Below are 18774 nucleotides of genomic sequence, written 5' to 3' on the forward strand. Positions count from 1 at the left end.
CAAGCATAAGGTCATAGGATTCCTCCGTTCACTGCAAAAGCTGCCTGGACTTGTTCGTAATTTCTTCCAGGCTCCTTCTGTTCGCTATGCCGCCGATATGTAGCCTTACTTACGTACACCTTAGTAACAGCAGACTTTCCTTGAAGGGTTTGTAGAAAAAGAAGAGACTTGCTGGCCAGCTCAAAGCAATAAGCATTGAAACCACCATAGCAAAGGACTCGCTGTCTCTATAATAGGTACGCATAAATAAGCCGTTGAGCAGAATAACGAATAACCAGAGACAAAATAGAAGCGGCTTCCTCATATCTATCCTTCCCTGTCAGACGCGGCTTACCATTACCTGATAGTCGCGTGTCACACGATTTTTGAATAACATGATAAAAGTTCCCGTCACTATCAGAAAAATGCTGGAAACGCCGGCAAAGGCCATGAGCGTATAACTGCTTTCGAATAAATAGAGATGTGCAAGCTTGCCCGCCAGCCCTGCTGATCCGGCTATCAGCAGAGCGATCCAATAGGACTGCCAGGGGAAACGCCACTCCAAGGCTTGCTTCCCTGCATACAACAAAGCCGCTGCATTGAACGCATAGGCCAAAAAAGTCGAGATACCGGCGCCGGCTATTCCCCAGCGCGGCACTAAGAGGAGATTTAGACCTATATTGATACCTGCGGCGAGGGCGGATATTTTCAACAGCGGCATGGTCTGCTTCATAACCAGGAGCGCATTCATTACAATGTTTCCAAATACCCACATATATATTCCCAAGCCGATCCAGACGATAGCGTCGACGCCGCTCCAAAATGCAGGAGCCACAAGCCAGCGCATCAACCATTGGTGCATAATGATGAAGGCCGCGAGCATCGGCACACTGATCCATGCAAAAGCGACAAGAGCGGAAGAAATCTTTTCTGCCCCTTTCTTCACCGACATACTGCTGTACTGAAAAATAATCGGCTGCACCAAAAACCCGAAAACGCCCCCCAGAAACTGGAACGGCGCGCTCCCCACCTGATATGACGCAACATATGTTCCAGTCAGCGCTTCGCCCAAAAACATATTGACGATATACCTGTCGCTCAATGAGAGCATCCAGTTAAAACCTGCAAGCCCGATCCAGGGAAGAATATATGGCAACACTTGTCGCACATATGCAGTATCGGGCATAGCTTGTCTAAAAAGGGATGCGCTCCCATACCGGTTAATCCATACCATCCCCGCCGCACCCGTTAATATGGTAGACAAAGCATACCCTAAAACAAACGCGTCGACACTCGGCTTCCAGATAATACAAAGCGCTAGCGCTCCCAAAGGTTTCAACCAGGCATCCGGCAAAGATAAGGCGACAAGGCTCCCTCTTTTTCTACTTGTATTAAGAAGGGCCTGGGCGATCGTAATACTGGCCAATGAGAAAAAATACGCGGGCATTATCAGCAGCGAGACCTTGTTCTCTCCTCCTGCATATCCAAAGAAGAATACAATTATTGCATAGAGTATGGTTAACCCGCAGGTAATCCATAACTGAAAACGCCACACCATACCCAAAAGAGCATCAAGCCGGTTCCTGCGCTCCTCTTCATGATAAAAGCGGCGTACTGCCTGCGCCAGAGGATGTGCAAATACCATAGCAATAAGGGTCACTCCGTTTATAAATAACCATGAGAGGCCGTACACCTCGCGGGAGAAATAGCCCGTAAGCATGCGAATTGCAAATAACCCGCCGAGAGCCGATATTATATGCCCAAGTATCAGCCAGAATGCTTCGCGCCCAATATTTTGCCATAGCTCTTTCAGTGTCACTGAGCCCTCTCGTTTGTCACCCTAAGGTCCTGATTTGTCGAGACTTCCCCTAAATTTTTTTGTTTCAGTCCACCATGCTGCATGCTCATTCCATTCTTCCTGCCATCCCCCCCATATTATTACGCCGTCAGCATAATCGCGGGATATGTTAAGCTGGAGATGCCAGAAGTCGCCAGAAATATACTGCTCCTTCAGCAAAAAATTACTTTCGTGATACATCGGCCATAGAAACGGGTAAACAGGCTTGCTGTACTTTTTGGCCTCCTTCAGGTTCTCAATAGCGTAAACTTCCCATCCCTCTTTATCACTATAAAAGGTATAAAGCGAAGGGAACACGACATCTATGACTTCAGCTATGGGCTGTAATGCTTTATTTTCAAGAAGCCACTCTTCAAATTTGTCTTTTCCCTTTGCGCCGTTAGCTCTCCAGTAATCCCTGACGGGCAGCACACCGTAAAAGCCTATTTTAACCGTCGGGTTTATTTCTTTGATCAGCGAAGCAACAGTCTTGTATTTAATGATGCTTTTCTTTACCTCATCCGGATTACCCACAACAGGCCAGTGCTCAATATCAATACAGACAATCGAATGGGGCTGCAATGTCTTCGCAATCTCGATAATTTTCTCCCTGTTCGGCTCATCTTTGTTTTCCCCTTTATTCCAAAGCTCTCCAGTGTAAATAATGCGGAGAGGAATCAAGCCATGCAGTGAAAGATCAGGTTTCTCTTTATACAGCGTGGCATCGAAAACCGGAAATCTAGTCTTTGAATCCTGTGCGTATGCTGCAAGAGAAAGGAGAACAACTAATATAAAAAAAAATAATGATAACCATTTATATTTAGACATGACAGTGCCACCTCCATGCTGTCTCAATAATTGCAGATAACGAATCGTAATCGGGTTTCCATTTTAGGGTTTCTCTTATTTTTTTTGAGCTACCAATAAGTATGTGAGGATCGCCTACCCTCCGCTGGCACTCGACCGCATTGATTTTTTTTCCGGTTACTTCTCGCGCAGCTTCAATCACTTCTCGTACTGAGAACCCACTACCGTTTCCCAAATTAAAAACATCGCTCTTGCTGTTATTAATCAAATATTCGAGAGCCAGGATGTGCGCACCAGCCAGATCAGTGACATGGATATAGTCCCGTATGCATGTTCCGTCGGGAGTATCATAATCTGTGCCGAATATTTTAATCTCAGCGCTTCTACCTGCTGCTGCATCCAAAATAAGTGGTATCAGGTGGGTTTCGGGCTCATGCCATTCCCCAAGCTCACCCTCAGTATCTGCTCCTGCAGCATTAAAATAGCGCAAGATGATGTGTTTAATACCGTAGGCCCTGTCATAATCTTTCAGTATCTCCTCAACCATTAACTTGCTTTTACCGTAGGGATTTACTGGATTCTGCGGGTGATCCTCTCTAATAGGGATTTGAGTTGGCATTCCATACGTCGCGCAGGTCGAGGAGAAAATGAAATACTTTACGTTATATTCCCTCATGACCGCTAGAAGATTCAGCGTATTGGAAACATTGTTATGATAATATTTTGCTGGATCAGTGACAGATTCACCGACGTACGCGTAGGCGCTGAAATGCAGAACTGCCTTTACCGGGAATTTTTCGAAGCAACACCTTATCTGGTCTTTGTCTGCCAGATCGCCTAATACAAACTCTCCCCATTTGACGAATTCTCTATGACCATAGATCAGGTTATCGAATACAATAGTTTTATATCCTTTTTTATTGAGAAGCTTATTTGTATGGGAGCCAATATACCCTGCACCCCCTGCAATGAGGATCATTTCAGATTGCCCTTGATCAAAGTCTCAAAATAGACAATAGTCTTCTTGAGCCCCTTATCCAAGGATACTGCTGGCATCCAGCTTAGCTGCTGTTCGGCAAGCGTAATATCCGGCTTTCTCTGCATCGGATCGTCCTGAGGAAGTGGACGAAATATTATCTTCGAACTCGAACCCGTCATTTGTATCACCTGCTCGGCAAGCTCAAGGATGGTAAATTCAGTCGGATTACCAAGATTCACCGGCCCCGTGAATTCATCAGCGCTGTCCATGAGCCTGACGAGTCCGTCAACAAGATCATCGACATAACAAAAGCTCCTCGTCTGTTTCCCGTCACCGTAAACCGTAATATCCTCGCCCTTAAGGGCCTGCATAATAAAGTTACTTACTACCCGACCGTCATTAGGATGCATTTTCGGTCCATACGTGTTAAATATCCTTGCGACTTTGATTCTCAGCTTATGCTGACGGTGATAATCGAAAAAGAGTGTTTCAGCACAGCGTTTACCCTCGTCGTAGCATGATCTCATGCCGATGGGGTTCACATTGCCCCAGTATGACTCGCATTGTGGATGGATTTTGGGATCTCCATAGACTTCGGAAGTCGATGCTTGCAATATTTTAGCCCTTATCCGTTTAGCCAGACCGAGCATATTAATTGCGCCGTGTACACTGGTTTTGGTGGTTTGCACAGGATCGAACTGGTAGTGTATGGGTGATGCCGGACAGGCGAGGTTATAAATTTCGTCAACTTCCAGATACAAAGGGAACGTGATATCGTGTCTCAGGACCTCAAAATACGGATTCTTGAGGAGATGTGCGATATTTGCCCGACGGCCGGTAAAAAAATTGTCTGCGCATACTATTTCATGGCCCTCACTTAAAAGCCGTTCGCAGAGATGCGCACCGATAAAGCCTGCGCCACCGGTTACCAGTATTCTTTTATTTAGGTAATTTTTCATAGCTGATTCTATTTTATCGTCGCATTTAACCTACAATTTATCTGTTACTATATCTCAACCTATACTCATGCCTACTCACGCTTAAGCAACATGCTTAATATTATACTATTTTCAAGCTGCCCCAATATATAATCCCTTTTGCAGCATAAGCATCAATAAACAAGGAGGTGCGCTGTTCTGCAGCGCACCTCCTTGTTTTAGGACAAGAGTTGAAACTACCAGTTTCCGGTCACCGGCTGGTCGCCTGCCACACCGTATGTGTAACATGCGTCGACACCGCAGGCATCGAGAATGCCGTTTCCATTGAGGTCAAGAGTCCACGCGCCGTTTCTGAAGACACCGATCCTTGTTCTGCCATTTCCGGTCCAGTCTCCGGTCACCGGGATGTCCCCGGCAGATCCATAGGAATAGCAGCCATCAATCGCGCATCCGTCAAAGAGACCGTTGCCGTTAATGTCAACTGTCCATGTGCCGCCTCTGAAGACGCCGATCTTCGTCTTGCCGTTTCCGGTCCAGTCTCCGGCTACCGGAGTATCACCGATGCTGCCAAAAGTGTAGATGGTATCAGTACCCGGATTCCATACGCCGTTGCCATTATCAAGGAACCATTGGCCGTTTCTAAAGGTTCCGATCTTTGTCTTGGTATCACCGTTCCAGTCACCGGTCACCGGGATATCGGTCGAGAGACCAAAGCTGTAGGTAAAATCAATACCAGGGTTCCATGCGCCGTTGCCGTTGGCGTCCAAGAACCATCTGCCGCCGCGGAAGGCGCCAATTTTTACCTTGCCATCACCGTTCCAGTCACCGGATAACGCTTTATCGCCTGCGAGACCAAAATTATAGACAAGGTCTATTCCCGCATCAAAAATGCCATTGGTATTCACGTCGAGGTTCCATATACCGCTGCGGAAAATACCGACCGACTGAGGAGAGCCCAAAAGGGCAACCTGAGCAGTGGCAGATCCTCCTGCCGATGATGTCACAATAACTGAAGCCGGAGGTGCCTGAATTCCCGTTAACACCAAAGTGTCATTGGTAAGAGTTCCGAGCGGGAGACCAGCGCCAGGAGCATCAGCGGTAAGCGATGGGGGCACAGCCTTGTCACTCGACGATGCCATAATGGTAAGCGTTGCTTTTGTAATATTGTATTCCGCTTTACTAATAGTGACTGAATCAGTAAGAGCACTACTAATGGAGGAAGCAGAGCTACCCGCGGCATTTGCAGTCAACGTCACAAAGGGTGGTAGTACTGTCGCATCAGCCAGATTTATAGTGGCAAAGAAGTTCCCTATTGCGCTGCCCGCAAGAGCGACTTCGCCTGGCGGCATATTGGCGCCGCCGCTCACGGTGACGGTCGCCGCCGGTGCGGAATCGGCGAAAATATCAATCTGCCCCTGACCGGCTGCAGTCCTGCTGTAGGTCGTCCTTGTCGGGGTCAGGGGGGTGGGAAGGACGCCGTCGAATAATCTGCCGACGAGCTCGAAATTCACAGTTTCGATAGAGTTTATGCCGGGGCCCCCGATGTTCGGGCCCTCAACGCGGAATACATTGCCGAAAGGACCTCCCGTCACAGGCCCGAGTGCGGCAGGCTGGGCGATATAAAGCTTGCCGCTTCCCGGATAGAGATCGAAGAACGGAAGCGGCGCGCCTCCCGGCGTTAACGAAGGTCTGAGATAGGGCCCGATGCTGCTGCCGAGCGCACCGGTGAAGACGCCGGGAACGGTGATGCCGATATCCTGGGTCATATTGATCGCCCTGACCCCCGGCTGTACATTGTTAAACGGAAAAATACCATAAGGGGTCGTCACTACATAGTTTCCGCCTGGAGCGGGAATATCGACCCGGATGCGGACGCGGCCGAACGATACCTGGTCGCCCTGGATCGGTTCCTCGAAGGCGAAGGCCGCTTCAAGGGCCATGACCAGATCGGCGCTGCCGCCGCCCGGCAGATCGATGATCGTGCCGCCCGCCCACCAGAACGCTTCTCCGGGGAAGTTGGTAGGGAAGACGATGGGGGCGAGGGGGCTCGGCACATCCGCTGGCAGAATGAGACATGCGCCGTCGGCCAGTTCCTGCACATTCGGTATGCACAATTCGAGCGCCAGCCCGTTGCTGTCCTGGTAGTATTTCGGGAACCCGTTGTTCGGATCGATCGGTCCCATTACATTCAGAGCAGCGTGGGCCGCTGACGATACTATGAGCGATAGGACAAAAGCTGCTGTAACGATGAGCATGATACGTTCTCTTTGCTTCATGGCTCTCTCCTTTTTCGTCTTGTTGCGCCTTCTCGTTTCTAACTATTAAAGTTCGGAGGGCGCTCAAGGTTTTCTAGAGCGTCCCTGACTAACTACCATATGCCGATAACCGGTTTATCTCCTGCTGCACCGAAGGTGAAACAGCCGTCAATAGTGCAATCCTCAAGAATCCTATTACCGTTCAGATCCAGTATCCATGTTCCACTTCTAAAAACTCCTATTTCTGTTATACCATCACCGTTCCAGTCGCCTGCTACAGGGATATCGGTAGCAAGACCGAAGGTAAAGGCAGAGTCGATGCCGGCATCCCATCTACCGTTGCCGTTGTCAAGGAACCATGTGTTTCCGCGGACTACACCGATCTTTGTTGTCCCCGAGCCGTTCCAGTCGCCTGTTATCGGTTTATCCCCCGTTAGACCAAAGGCAAATGTAGAATCCACTCCCTGATCCCATCTCCTGTTGCCATTTGCATCCAGATACCACTTGCCGCCACGGAACACACCGATATCAGTAATGCCGTCGTTATTCCAATCTCCGGTCACCGGGATGTCGCCAGCGATGCCGAAGGCTATGGTAGCATCTACCCCTTGATTCCATATGCCGTTGCCGTTAGTGTCGAGGAACCACTTGCCGCTTCTGAATGTTCCTATCCTCGAAATGGCCGATCCATCCCAACTTCCTGCTACAGGAACATCGCTTGCGAGGCCAAATCTGTTGGAAGTGAAGTCAGTGCCAGGGTCGAAGACACCGTTTCCATTAGAGTCGAGTCTCCATATGGCATTGCCGAACACCCCGATCTTCGCTGCCGGGAAATTCTCCGAGAACTCCACCGGCGCAAGGAAGACGGCAGAATCGCCGTCCATGTCGAACCCGTCGTCGCTCGTGTCGGCGATCACGATCTTGACGTGGTGGACCGCTCCTGGGTCGATGGGAACCGTCGCTGATATCACCTTGCTGAACCCGTTATATTGCGTGCCAAAAGGGGTAGGCGTCCCGAAATCGAGGGGATCGTTGTTGATGAAGCCGGCGGGGGTCGCGGTCCCGTTGAGGGTATTGATGGTTACGGGGTTCGAGGTACCCGGGACCAGGGCGTAGTTCACGCCGTCGACGTACAATGCGACAATATCGTTGAACTCCTCGCCGACGAAGGTGTTGTACTCTTCCGAGGCGAAGACGAAGCTGAAGGTGGCGATGTTCTTGTTCGAGGGCGGGATGAAATCGAACTCGAGCACGCTCGCGTCAGCCGTCATATACGGCGCAACGAGGCCGTCGAGATCGGTATCGCCATCCAAAAAGTTTGCGCTGCCGTATGCCCCGTCGTTGGGACCGACGGCATTGAAAATGGACCCCGTGGTCAGCAGGATACCTTCATCGATGCCGATGCCGTCCACGAGGCCGTTCCTGAATATACCCGCCGCTTCAGGCTCCCCGGTGTAGACGATATTGCTGACCTGAGGCCCCCCCGAGCCCATCAGCTTGTCCGTAAGCTCCTGCTCGGTGATCTCGGTCAGATCCTGCAGGTCTTCGAACCCGATGGCGAACGCCGGAATGCCGCTTGCGATGATGAATACTGAAATGAGCGCCATCTTCAGTACCGTTCTCATAATGCCTCCCCAATTTACGCTTTCAGCGAATTAACATCGTAAGGAATATCTCTTCGATGCACCTGGAGAGTAAGTAGCAAGATGCAGGCCAAAAAATTAAAAAAGCTTAATCACCGCAGAGTCTGCCACATGTGGCGCTAGCGCGAGCCGATCCTGCCACTTCTGTCACAGAGTAGAAGAAAAGAGAGCTCAGGTATTATTTCGTGCTGCGGGGTCCATTCATTTTGAATTAATCAATTTAGAGCATCGAGCAGACAGAATGAGGAGAATGTTAGCGGGGAGTGATCCAGTCGCCGGCGGGTCTGAAGGTCTTATCGACGAGATCGACGGTGATGATATGGGCGCCCAGTGCGCCGGTGCGCCTGTTCGGGGCATAGGATATGCGCGGCGTCACGCCGGTCTCGAAGCGGTAGAGCCCCTCGAGCGCCTTCACCAGCTTTTCTCTCGTCAGCTCCCTGCCGCCCGACTTCAGCCCCTCTACCAGGATGCGGGCAGCGGCATACGCGGAGATCTGAGCCGCCTTATGGTCCGGAGAAAGGCGATACTTCTCGGCAAGCAGGGCGAATTCGACGGCCCCCGGTCCATGGAGATCGGAGGGCGCTGTCGGCGAGGAGAGGACTATCTTCTCATGGAACGAGAGCGGCATGGCGAAAAGCTCTTTTGCGCTCTGTGCCCCTGCAAGAAGCACGAGCGGCTGCCACTGGACGCGGTCCGCTTCGGCCAGCACGGACTTCAACGCCTCCGGCGACCCGAAAAAGAGCAGGGAGTCGACGCCGGCCTGCTGCAGCTCCCGGACTGTCCGGGCAGCATCGGGCCGACCGCCTCCGAACCCGATGACGCTGACAGCGGCAAGCCCATGCTTCCGCAGCTGCTCCCGCGCCGCCTCGATAATGCCGTGCCTGGTCCCGGTGCTGTCGTACACAACGGCCATTGCCGGCCTCTTCTGCCGCTGCGTTGCGTAATCGACCAGCGCGCGCGCCTGGTCGCCCAATCCTGAGAAGACATAAAAGGTGGCGTTGTTCAGCGTATGCGGGTCCTGCGGGAAAAGCGTAAGAGGACCGATGAACGGCACGCCCTCGGCTTCGACGAGCGCCGCGACCTCGCCTTCCGCACCGGCAAAGAGGCCAGCAGCGAGTGCGAAGACGTCGCCCTCCTCTATCATGGTACGCGCTTTTACGACCGGCGCAGTCGCGCCGGCGCCGTATTCGGCTGCCACGAGCTCGAGCCGCCGGTTATACAGCCCTCCCTGCTGATTGATCTCCATGAAATACGCCTCGACCGCGGCCCTCATGGCAGCGCCGGCGCCGGTGAGCTGACCGTGCGAAGGCAGGAGCGTACCGATCCGTATGCCCGAAGGGGAGACGCCCGGATCGGAGAGGCTGCCGAGCCGCTTCATATACGCGACGAGGTCCGCCATGTCCTGTTTCGAGAGCAGGTAGAGCGGCATCGAGGGGTCGAGTCGGTTTCCCGCGGGATCGATGCCCTCTGCGATAGACCTCGCGAGGGTCTCCCCGGTGTAGGGGGGATGCGTCCTGCCGCTCTCGTGCCGCACGCCGTAGGGCTTCGTCATATGCTCCCAGGTGACGTTGGTGGGGATGACCCCGCTCTCGGGCCTGCCGAGCCCGTCCATGCCGTGGCAGCCTGCGCAGGGCATGGCAGAGCCGGGCGCTTCCATCAGATCCTTCCCGATATAGGCCCTGATCTTTTCGCCGGAGGGGCTCTCGGTCCTTATATAAATATGCCTGCCCCGCTTCTCCTGCGGGGTCAGGGAGCCCGCCGCCGAGAGAGAGGCGGAACAGAGCAGCCCGGCGCATAAAAAGACAGCGGCAATGAGGCAGAGGGGGCGGGGAATGGTATGCCCCGCCCCCTCTCTCCGCTCATTTTGATAGATGCTCTTATTCATCATTTCTCATCCGCCAGGGAGAGGAGCGTCTCGGCGATCTTCGATGCCGGAGCGCTCGGCAGCATCTTGATCCAGTGCCCTGTCTTCAGATTGCCCATGAGCATGACCGTCAGGTGCGACCCGGGCTCCGGATGGATGTTCCCGAGCTTGCGGTTGATGGCAGCGATGTCCTCTTTCTCTCCCGTGACGAAGAGCCATCCCTGCTGCGGCTCGAAGACCTTGGCGTAATATCTGATCGCTTCGGGCGTATCTCTGCCGGGGTCCACGTTCAGCGACAGGAGGAGGATATCCTTTCCGAGCCGCTCGCCGAGCATCTTCTGCACCTCGGTAAGCCGCGACAGCGCAGGCGGACAGACCGTGGTACAGCGGATATAGAAGAAGTGAATCAGTACGGTCCTGTCTTTCAAAAGATCGCTGTAGAACCGCACCTCGTTGCCTTCATGCGTGACGACCGGAAGGTCGGTGAAGTAGCGGCGGTTCGCGTCCTCACGGGAGATGTGCAAGCCCGCTGCACCGGCTGCGGTTGCGCCGCCGCCTTCTTCCCCGGCGAGACTCCTGCACGGCGCCAGGCTGACCGCCGCAAACAAAAGGATCGCCAGCAGCGCAGACCGCCGGATCATGATCTTCCTTTCTGCTGAAGCGCTGCGCTCTTCCGTTCCTCGATGAGGGCCGCGATATGCTTCATGAGCTGCCTGGGCCCGGCAAAGCCGTAAAAACGCTTCCATCCGGTTTTATTATCGCCGATGATCGTCATGACCGGGTGCTCGTCGATCTTGAGCGAATAGGCGTCGAGCCCGAGCAGCACTCTGCTCAGGTTGTCCCGGTCTCCGGTAAGGAAGACCCATCCCGGCTTCGCCTTCTGTTTGCGGGCGAACTCCTTCAGCCGCAGCGGCGTGTCGGTCCGCGGATCGACGCTCAGGGAGACGAGCACCACCTCCCTGCCGAGGTACTCACCGAGCAGCTCCTGGAGCTCGACGAAGATATAGATGAGGGCCGGGCAGACGGTGGTGCAGGCCGTATAGAAGGTGTTGATCACCACGATGCGGTCGCCTATCACCTCGCTCCTGAACTTCACCTTCCTGCCGTCCTGGTCGAGGAGCTCCAGATCGAGGAGCTCGACCTTCACCAGCTCGGGGTCTTTCACGCGGGACGGCGTTTTGGCAGAGGCATCGCCGAACACCATAAGAGCGATGATCAGTGCAGCAATATAGCCGGGCGCCTTTCGGCACTTCATCATTACGCGGGTCCGCATCGCCTTCATGTGATCACTTTCCTTTCTCCCCGTGCGCCTCCCCCGGAGCGCGGTCCCTTTCTACGGCATGGAACGTCAGCGACGGCGCCTGATTGGAGCGTATATTCAGAGAAGCGCTCTCGAGGAAGACGAAATAGAGGCCCCGGCGCGGCGCGGTCACGGACAGTTCGTAGACGCCGTTGTCACGAGGTTCCGCAAGGGTGCGGCGCTGCCACGTGCCGGGAGAGGTAAAGGAGAGGGCGCTGATGTCCCGTATTCCCGATTTCGGCTGACCTGTCGTGCTGTCGGTGACTCTGAAGCGTATCGTTACGGGCTCTCCTGCGGTGACCGCCCTCTCTATTTTCGCGAATTCGATACGGACCGGCGACTCCTCCCTGCGGGCGAGGGCCGGATTCTCCTTCACCTCCACGGTAAAGCAGTGGTGCAGGCGGGGAGCGTCGAGCAGGAAGGCGACATCGTAGACACCCTTCTGCGGCGCCCTGAAAACAGTGGTATAGGAGCCGGGCCCCGTCTCCCTGAGGCTCCGGTCGACCACCAGTACTGCACGCGGCACATTGCCGTAGTTCTGGAACGTGCCCATGGGGGAGATCATCCCTTCCATGTAGTAGTAGATCGTCTTATCGACCGGGTTGGCGACGAGCATGACATCGCCCTCGGGCGTTCTGGTCATGGTGTCGGCAGGACCGAGATCCGGATACCGCTCAGGCGGCGTCTGCCCCCCGCTGAAGGTGAGCACCGGGAGGGTGTCGCCCTTTCCCAGGGCGTTCAGCTGGACCATGCTGATATTTTCGGACCCGAGGCGGCGGATGAAGGCGAAGGCGCCGGTGAAGACGATCCGGTCGGGCCGGTCGTCGACGGTGATGCTGTGGAGCATCGCGTTGGTCGAAGCATCGATGATATGCACGGCATTCTCGCTGGTGTTGGCGACGAACCCCCAGCGGCCGTCGAGCGAGAAGCGGACGGTCCTCAAGCCGGGCTTTGCCGCAAGCGCGGTCGCCGCGAGGGTCCTCGGATCGAAGACAGTGATCTTCCCGTCACCCTCGCTCGCTGCATAGAACGATTTCGAGAGCTTCGAAAAAGCGAGCGACGAGGGACGGCTGCCTGCTGCAATATCGCCGATCTTGCGGAGCGTGAAGGTCTCGATCACCGAGACCGTGCCGCTTTCGCTGTTGGATACCGCGGCATAGCGGCTGTCGTCGCTGAAGGCGATCTCGTGCCTCCCTGCGCCGGTAGCAATATGCGCCGCTGCCGTAAGGGCGCCGACATCGATCACCGTCACCCCGCTTTCGGCATTGTCGCCGGCAGCGGTGTCGTTGCCGACCCAGAGATACTTCTCGTCCGGCTGAAGGGCTATGCGCACGGGATTCTTTCCTGCATCGATCTCGGCGACTGCTTTCCAGAGCGCCGTATCGACGACAGCGACCGAACCTGCTTTCGGCATGGTGACGAAGAGCCTCTTGCCGTCGCGGCTCAGGGCCCAGTCCTCGCCGGGGCTTTTCAGGATGACGGTGGTGATCAGCTTGCTCGTGTAGTAGCCGAGAAGCGGGTCGATCACCGAGATGGTCGGCTTCTCGTTGAGGGCTAGTATATAGTACGTGTTGAGATCGACCTCCGGCCTGAAAGCGAGACTCCCCCTGAGAAAGGACCTCACCTTCTCTTCGCAGGGCACGACTTCGGGCTCTCCCTTGACAGGGCCGATGCGCGACTTGCGCCGGTCGATCCAGACAGCGGGACGGAGCCCCTGCAGCGGTGCGCCGGTGCCGCTGCCGGTGATCGTGAAGGAGACAGCGGCATCCTCACCCTCGCGGACTCCCTCCGCCGCACCTTTCTCGGCCGCGATCGGCGTGACCCGCATCTCGACGGCAACGCCCTCTTTGACCAGTTTCTGCTCTCCGTCTGCATAGGCCGACCGGGGCATAGCGAAGGGCAGCAGGGCGTATAGCAGCACGAGGACGAGAGCGATTCCGACAGAGCGCGCAGCCCGTGGCCGGGCTGCGCGCTCTGTCTTGATATGGATACGACCGTCCATCTATTCCGGCGTCGGGGTCGCTGCCGGGGGCGTCACGCGCAGGATGCCCCAGAGCCCGCCGCTGAACTGGAACGACGCCATATCGCGGTAGAGGTAGTCGCCCGGCACTTTGAAGGCGCCGCCCGCGCCGTCGTGGGGCAGCACGACGAAGTGGTTCGCCGGGCCTATCCCCTCCTGCGATCCGGTCATCTCGGAGTGGTTGTCGTGATTGTGACCGATCTGGGTCGAGTTGAGCGAATGGGGGTGGCGGTCCCAGATATGGCCGTGCAGCTGGAAGACGCTGTTGCGCGGATGCCCGCCCGGGTGGAGCAGGTAGAGCCTCACCGGCATACCCGCCTCTGCTTCGAAGACCGGGGTCTGCGGGTCTGCGCCGCCGGTGATCGTATTCGAGAGGACATTGGTGAAGTCAATGGCGCGGGCCTCGCGCAGCGGCAGGTTGGGCGCAACGCCGAGCCGGAACCAGAGCGGCTCGGTCCGGTAGTTGAACGCCTTCTGCGCCGAATCCTCCGCGTCATCGTCGCCGCCGAAGTTTTCGATCGGGTTGCCGAAACCGTCCTTGAGATTGATGTCGTCCTGGAACATGAGGACGAACTCCCTGTGCGTCACGCCGTTGATCGACACCGTCGCCGAGGCGCGGGAGCCGGGGTCCTCGATCCAGGTCGCATTCTGGTGCTCGATGACCAGCGCTCCGACAGCGCCCTTGCCCGCCTGCTTGATCGGGTCTGCGGGCATCAGGTTGACGGGGCCGAACTCTATGGGCGTAGCCTTCAGCCTGTTCAGCGAATCGACCGCGAGGTCTCCCGCATACCAGCGGTAGACCACTGCCCTGCCCGGCGCAGCGGTCTGGACCTTCACCGCATTGAGCCCCGCGTTCGTCCCGTCATGCCGGGCGACGTCGAACGCAACGAGCTGCGGGTGGAGCCCGACGCTGTTCGACGGATGCACCTGGTTGGCGTTGAAGTCGTCCACGATCGGCGGCAGTATGGAGTAACCGTCCATATCGGGGAGCGCCTGGGGCAGCCTGTTCCGCAGGATGACCTGCAGGCACTCTCCTGCACGGGCCCTGAGGATGAGCGGCTCTACCGGCGCCCCTGCCTTGAGGGTGCCGTCGGCATTGAGATCGCTCGTGCGCACATAGAGGATCGCGGTCGGGTCGTGGAGCGGACCGGACCGGACCTCTGCCGGAGCCTCCGGATGTTCGGGATCGAAGGCGGTCGTGAACTGGGTGTCACGCGAGTTGTAGGTCAGGGTGCCGCCCGGCAATGCATTCGCCGCGCTGACAGCGGTGACGTCCAATGTCCTGAGCGGCGCCGCGATCGGGCAGACTCCCCTGAACTCCTTCAGGTTCGTGATCTTCGAAAGGAAGACGCCGTTGGCAGGAGCCGGGTTATTCGGCAAAGGCAGCAGGTCGTTCCGCCGGGAGCTGTAGGAGCGCAGGAAGCCCCATATACCGTTCCACTGCCCGTCCGACGAGGCGTCCATCTTGTAGAGATAGTCCCTGAAGGGACCGGCGAGCCCCTCCGTAGGCGTCATCGGGATCAGGAGCTCGAAGTGCTCGGAAATGCCGAGCATCTGCGCGTTGCGATACCCCGAGCCGGCGTCGAGGGGCTCGGAGAACCACTTGAGCCCGTGGAAGGTCATGGTGTGCCCCTCCTCGGTAGCACCCACCTGTACGCGTATCTGTATTTTATCGCCGTCGTACGTCCTCAGGAGCGGCGTGTAGGGGTCGCCGGCAGTGACGCCGAGGCGCGGCGGATAGAAGGCGGGCTGCACATTCAGCCCGGGGATCGCCCGCGCCACATCGGACCGGTAGACGAGCGAGAGGTCTCCCGCCCTGCCGAGGGCCTGCTTGCCCGCAGGGTTGGCGAGGTCGGCCAGCCCCGGATCGAGCACGCGGAGGGCTACGGGCTCGTTGCGGTAATTAACGGTGAACGTGCCCACGTCAGCCGCCGAGATCGCTTCAGGACAGGGCGGCGTGCTGACGCCGTCGGGGCAGACATCGACGAGCTTCTTTACGAGCAGCGGCAGCGGCGCTTCCTCCTTTGCCGGAGGATTGATAACGCCTTCCGGATCGGGCACGGGAGAGGCGGCGGTACCGCCGCTCCCCGCCTGGTAGGCGAGCTGGAAATCGGCGAACTGGAAGAGGAACTCGCGGTAACTGTCGGCGCTGTTGCGCGGCAGGATGTCGGCGCGCCAGCTCGTCGGTCCGCCGTCGTCGCGCGTGCCGTAGAACGTACCGGTCTCGGGATCGCGCCACCGCGACCCCGCAGGTTCGACCACGAGCGACGCATAGAGCCCTGCCTGCTGGTGCGTCGAGGGGCCGAAGTGGTCGTGGGTGAAGATCGTGCGGAGCGTCCTGTCCTGGCCGCGGTTGTTCAGGGTCGGGTCCTCGTACCAGCGCTGGACCGTCGTCTGCGCGCCGAGCGCGTCGACGCCCGGGACCGACCCGAAGAACGGATGCGGTTTCGCAGCGAGCGTTGTCTGTGCGGCGAGATCGTACAACCATAAGCCGCCGCGCTGGTTTATCGCATGGATGCGCTCCCGCACCTCCTGGGGGCTGAAGGTGCCGTCTTCGTAGTTGTAGCCGTTGCCCGAGCCGTCGGAGGAGGTGACGTCGAACTTGACCAGGTGGATGTGCTGCCCGATGATATCGGTCGGGGTCCTCACCTGGTAGTCGTCCAGCTCGTAGATGTTGGGAACGAGGTTGGTATGCAGAAAGGTCATGCAGTCGTTCGTGTTGGCCCTGAAGAAGAGCGGCTCCGGCGCTCTCGTACCGTTCAGTGTCGGCTCGACATCGCGCCACAGGGCGAGTATGCGCGACTGCGGGAAATGCCATCCCACTTTATTGAAGGTCATATCGAGCTGAATGGCGGCAGCCTTGTAGGTGCGCCTGTTGCCGGTTGCCGTGCCGAAATCGGTCAGGCAGGGGTCGGCAAAGGGCGCTCCCTGCGCCGGCGGACGGCCGTTCGTCTTGAACCCGCTCGTGCCCGTTGCCGGCGCGCCGTTCGGAAGGTAGCTGTTATGGAAGCGCTTCGCGTGGAAGTTCATCGCGAGCAGCTCCATCGGAGTCCCGCTCTCGGGTATCTGGATCGCGTCTGCCTCGTGGAGCACCTTGTCGAGGTTGAGCCGCATCTCGGCGACCGTGGTCGGGAATGTCGCCACGCCGCCGGTAATGATATGGCGCGGCAGACCTCCGTCGTGAACAGTGCCGTCCGCCTCTTTCGCGAAATCGAGCGGCGGATGGGGAGGCCGATGCCCGGCCAGGCCCGGGATATAGAAAGGATAGCCGGGGTTTCTGGTGGTGTCGTCGAAGACCACCTGGCCGGTGGTGTTATCGATATGAAGAGCGCCCGGCATCGGCGCCATGGCGCGGTGCGGAAGCGGCACCACCGCCGGGATCGGCGTCCCCGCCAGGATCTCCGCATCCGGCAGCGCACGCGCGCCGGGGAGCGGAGCGCCGGTTGCAGAATCGAGCTCGGTCCCCGCCTCGAAGACATCATGCACCCGCCAGAGCTCCCACATGCCCTGCGCGAAATGGGGATAGAAATGGCAATGGAAGATCGAATCGCCCACGGTCTGGTTCCGGTTGCCGGAACCGTTGTACGCGATGTCGTACGTGTAGCCCGAGCCGGGTCCGATCGCCTGGCTGTCGAGGTAGCTCGAGTCGTCGTCATCGGGGCTGAAGAGCCACTGATGGGCGTGGAGGTGGAATATATGGTGCTCTTTCGGCCCGGCATGGAGATTCCTGAACTTCACATGGTCGCCGATGTAGCTGTGGTGAACGTTCGAGGGGTCGTCGGGGTAGAAGGCGACGGTCGCCTTCGGCCCGGTGATGACCTGCCCTGTCCCGTCCGCAGCGTTTGCCGGGATATCGACCACCATCGCGGGGTCTCCCACTGCCCAGGAGGTGAGGAAGAACTCCTCGAACTTGCATTCGGGGCAGTCCCACATCGGCCCGACATTCTTGCGATTGGCGAGCACCTCGGCGCCTGCGCCGGCAGTGCCGTAGTTGATCGCGAAACCGTCCCGCACGCCGTGGAGCGTATGGCTCAGTATCGGGTCGGTAAACTCGGGGAATGCCTGCTTCGCGAAGATCTCGTCATGGAAGATGACGGTGAACTCCCGGTACGGCTCGAGACGGCTCCGCGGCGTTGCATCGTCGGTACGGGCAGGCACGAGCACATCGTTGCGCGGATAGGTCCCTGCAGGGAAGTTGCCCCTGTTCGGGCCGGTGATGATCGCGTTGATATCGGTATGGACAAGCGCATCGTTATGGAGCATCTTCAGGATGGGGAGCCCTGCCTTCCCTTCCGCCAGGTACGGCTCTTCGCCCGGATAGAGCGCGTCATAGTCGATGACCGGGTGTCCGTCGGGAGTCTTCCTGGGGGCGCCGTCCTGGTTTCTGAGGGTCGCGAGGTCGAGCTCCTCCCGCGTCGCCTGGCTGCGGTACCACTCGGCCCCGCGCTTCTGGACGTTCACCGCACCGAAGAGGCCGAACGGCAGCGAGCCGCCGTTGCCCTCGCCTCCCACCGTCGATGCGGCGTTATAGAGGAGAAAGGTCCCTTCCCTCTCCGCACGGAGCGTATAGGTGGCGGTCCCGCCCGGCGCCACGAGACTGTTCGGATTGCTGCCCACATAGGAGCCGTCGTCGTTGATACTGTTCACCGGCTGCATGCCGAGCACATGGACCGATGCTGTCCTCGTCGCCGGCTGGTCGCCCCTCGGGTCGGGCAGCGCAGGCAGGGCAGGCGCCAGGAGATTCTGGAAATTGATCTGGAGGCAGTCTCCCTCATTCATGCGCAGCACGATCGGCCTCGGCCTCTTGTCGGGCCGCAGCGAGACAGCGCCTGCGGTTGCGCTGCCCCCTGCAGTCAGGGGCACGCCGCTGGCGTCGACCACGTCGCGCCTCAGGGCGAAGATCATCCCCGCAGGGTTTACCGCCCCCAGGCGGTTGTAGAAGAAGGGCTGGTCGAGCGCGACGACATCCGCGGTAATCGTCCGTTCGCAGACGCCCGCAGCCGTTGCTGCAGGAGCGCCCGCCAGGGCGATCGCCGTCGCCACGAGCAAAAGTGCCATACTACGTGTTGCGGTCTTCATGGTGCCTCCCCATTTATTGCATCTGACGTTATCCCGTAAAACATACATCCCGGCGAGCATGAGAGAGCAAAAT

Annotated in this window: 11 protein-coding genes; all 11 read right to left on the minus strand. The window is 57.4% G+C overall.

All coding sequences use genetic code 11. The features are described 5' to 3' along the window. Positions 1–319: 319 nt before the first annotated feature. A complete protein-coding gene (locus AB1805_09820; GenBank protein ID MEW5745716.1) occupies positions 320–1798 on the minus strand; it encodes a polysaccharide biosynthesis C-terminal domain-containing protein in 1479 nt (492 codons plus the stop codon). A gap of 21 nt (positions 1799–1819) precedes the next feature. After that, positions 1820–2644 carry a hypothetical protein gene (locus AB1805_09825; protein ID MEW5745717.1) on the minus strand — a complete coding sequence of 275 codons (825 nt, stop codon included), beginning with the start codon at positions 2642–2644 and terminating at the stop codon, positions 1820–1822. Further along, entirely contained in the window at positions 2637–3602 is a 966-nt protein-coding gene (gene galE / locus AB1805_09830) for a UDP-glucose 4-epimerase GalE (GenBank protein ID MEW5745718.1), read from the minus strand. The genes AB1805_09825 and galE overlap by 8 nt, the downstream gene beginning before the upstream one ends. Continuing rightward, a complete protein-coding gene (locus tag AB1805_09835) occupies positions 3599–4561 on the minus strand; it encodes a UDP-glucuronic acid decarboxylase family protein (GenBank protein MEW5745719.1) in 963 nt (320 codons plus the stop codon). The genes galE and AB1805_09835 overlap by 4 nt, the downstream gene beginning before the upstream one ends. Before the next feature lie 215 nt (positions 4562–4776). Then, on the minus strand, positions 4777–6816 hold the full coding sequence (locus AB1805_09840) for a hypothetical protein (GenBank protein MEW5745720.1): 2040 nt from the start codon (positions 6814–6816) through the stop codon (positions 4777–4779). 92 nt (positions 6817–6908) lie between these two features. Continuing rightward, positions 6909–8420: a choice-of-anchor L domain-containing protein gene (locus tag AB1805_09845; GenBank protein ID MEW5745721.1), complete on the minus strand. Its 1512-nt coding sequence runs from the start codon at positions 8418–8420 to the stop codon at positions 6909–6911. A gap of 271 nt (positions 8421–8691) precedes the next feature. Then, complete coding sequence (locus AB1805_09850; protein MEW5745722.1) at positions 8692–10326, minus strand: ABC transporter substrate-binding protein; 1635 nt, start codon at positions 10324–10326, stop codon at positions 8692–8694. Continuing rightward, positions 10323–10943, minus strand: a complete 621-nt coding sequence (locus AB1805_09855) for an SCO family protein (GenBank protein MEW5745723.1) — start codon at positions 10941–10943, stop codon at positions 10323–10325. The genes AB1805_09850 and AB1805_09855 overlap by 4 nt, the downstream gene beginning before the upstream one ends. Continuing rightward, positions 10940–11584 (minus strand): SCO family protein, encoded by a 645-nt coding sequence (locus tag AB1805_09860; GenBank protein MEW5745724.1) that lies wholly within the window; start codon positions 11582–11584, stop codon positions 10940–10942. The genes AB1805_09855 and AB1805_09860 overlap by 4 nt, the downstream gene beginning before the upstream one ends. Before the next feature lie 4 nt (positions 11585–11588). Further along, positions 11589–13604, minus strand: coding sequence for a cytochrome D1 (locus AB1805_09865; protein ID MEW5745725.1), 2016 nt, complete (start codon positions 13602–13604; stop codon positions 11589–11591). Next, entirely contained in the window at positions 13605–18701 is a 5097-nt protein-coding gene (locus AB1805_09870; protein MEW5745726.1) for a copper oxidase, read from the minus strand. It abuts the gene before it with no gap. Between the last annotated feature and the right edge of the window lie 73 nt (positions 18702–18774).

This window comes from Nitrospirota bacterium (assembly GCA_040752355.1).
In the GTDB taxonomy this organism is placed as follows: domain Bacteria; phylum Nitrospirota; class Thermodesulfovibrionia; order Thermodesulfovibrionales; family Dissulfurispiraceae; genus JBFMCP01.

Bases quoted from the DNA above. Each gene is read 5' to 3' on its own strand.
- AB1805_09825 (MEW5745717.1), bottom strand. From the start codon at position 2,644: ATGTCTAAATATAAATGGTTATCATTATTTTTTTTTATATTAGTTGTT.
- galE (MEW5745718.1), bottom strand. From the start codon at position 3,602: ATGATCCTCATTGCAGGGGGTGCAGGGTATATTGGCTCCCATACAAAT.
- AB1805_09835 (MEW5745719.1), bottom strand. From the start codon at position 4,561: ATGAAAAATTACCTAAATAAAAGAATACTGGTAACCGGTGGCGCAGGC.
- AB1805_09840 (MEW5745720.1), bottom strand. From the start codon at position 6,816: ATGAAGCAAAGAGAACGTATCATGCTCATCGTTACAGCAGCTTTTGTC.
- AB1805_09845 (MEW5745721.1), bottom strand. From the start codon at position 8,420: ATGAGAACGGTACTGAAGATGGCGCTCATTTCAGTATTCATCATCGCA.
- AB1805_09850 (MEW5745722.1), bottom strand. From the start codon at position 10,326: ATGATGAATAAGAGCATCTATCAAAATGAGCGGAGAGAGGGGGCGGGG.
- AB1805_09855 (MEW5745723.1), bottom strand. From the start codon at position 10,943: ATGATCCGGCGGTCTGCGCTGCTGGCGATCCTTTTGTTTGCGGCGGTC.
- AB1805_09860 (MEW5745724.1), bottom strand. From the start codon at position 11,584: ATGAAGGCGATGCGGACCCGCGTAATGATGAAGTGCCGAAAGGCGCCC.
- AB1805_09865 (MEW5745725.1), bottom strand. From the start codon at position 13,604: ATGGACGGTCGTATCCATATCAAGACAGAGCGCGCAGCCCGGCCACGG.
- AB1805_09870 (MEW5745726.1), bottom strand. From the start codon at position 18,701: ATGAAGACCGCAACACGTAGTATGGCACTTTTGCTCGTGGCGACGGCG.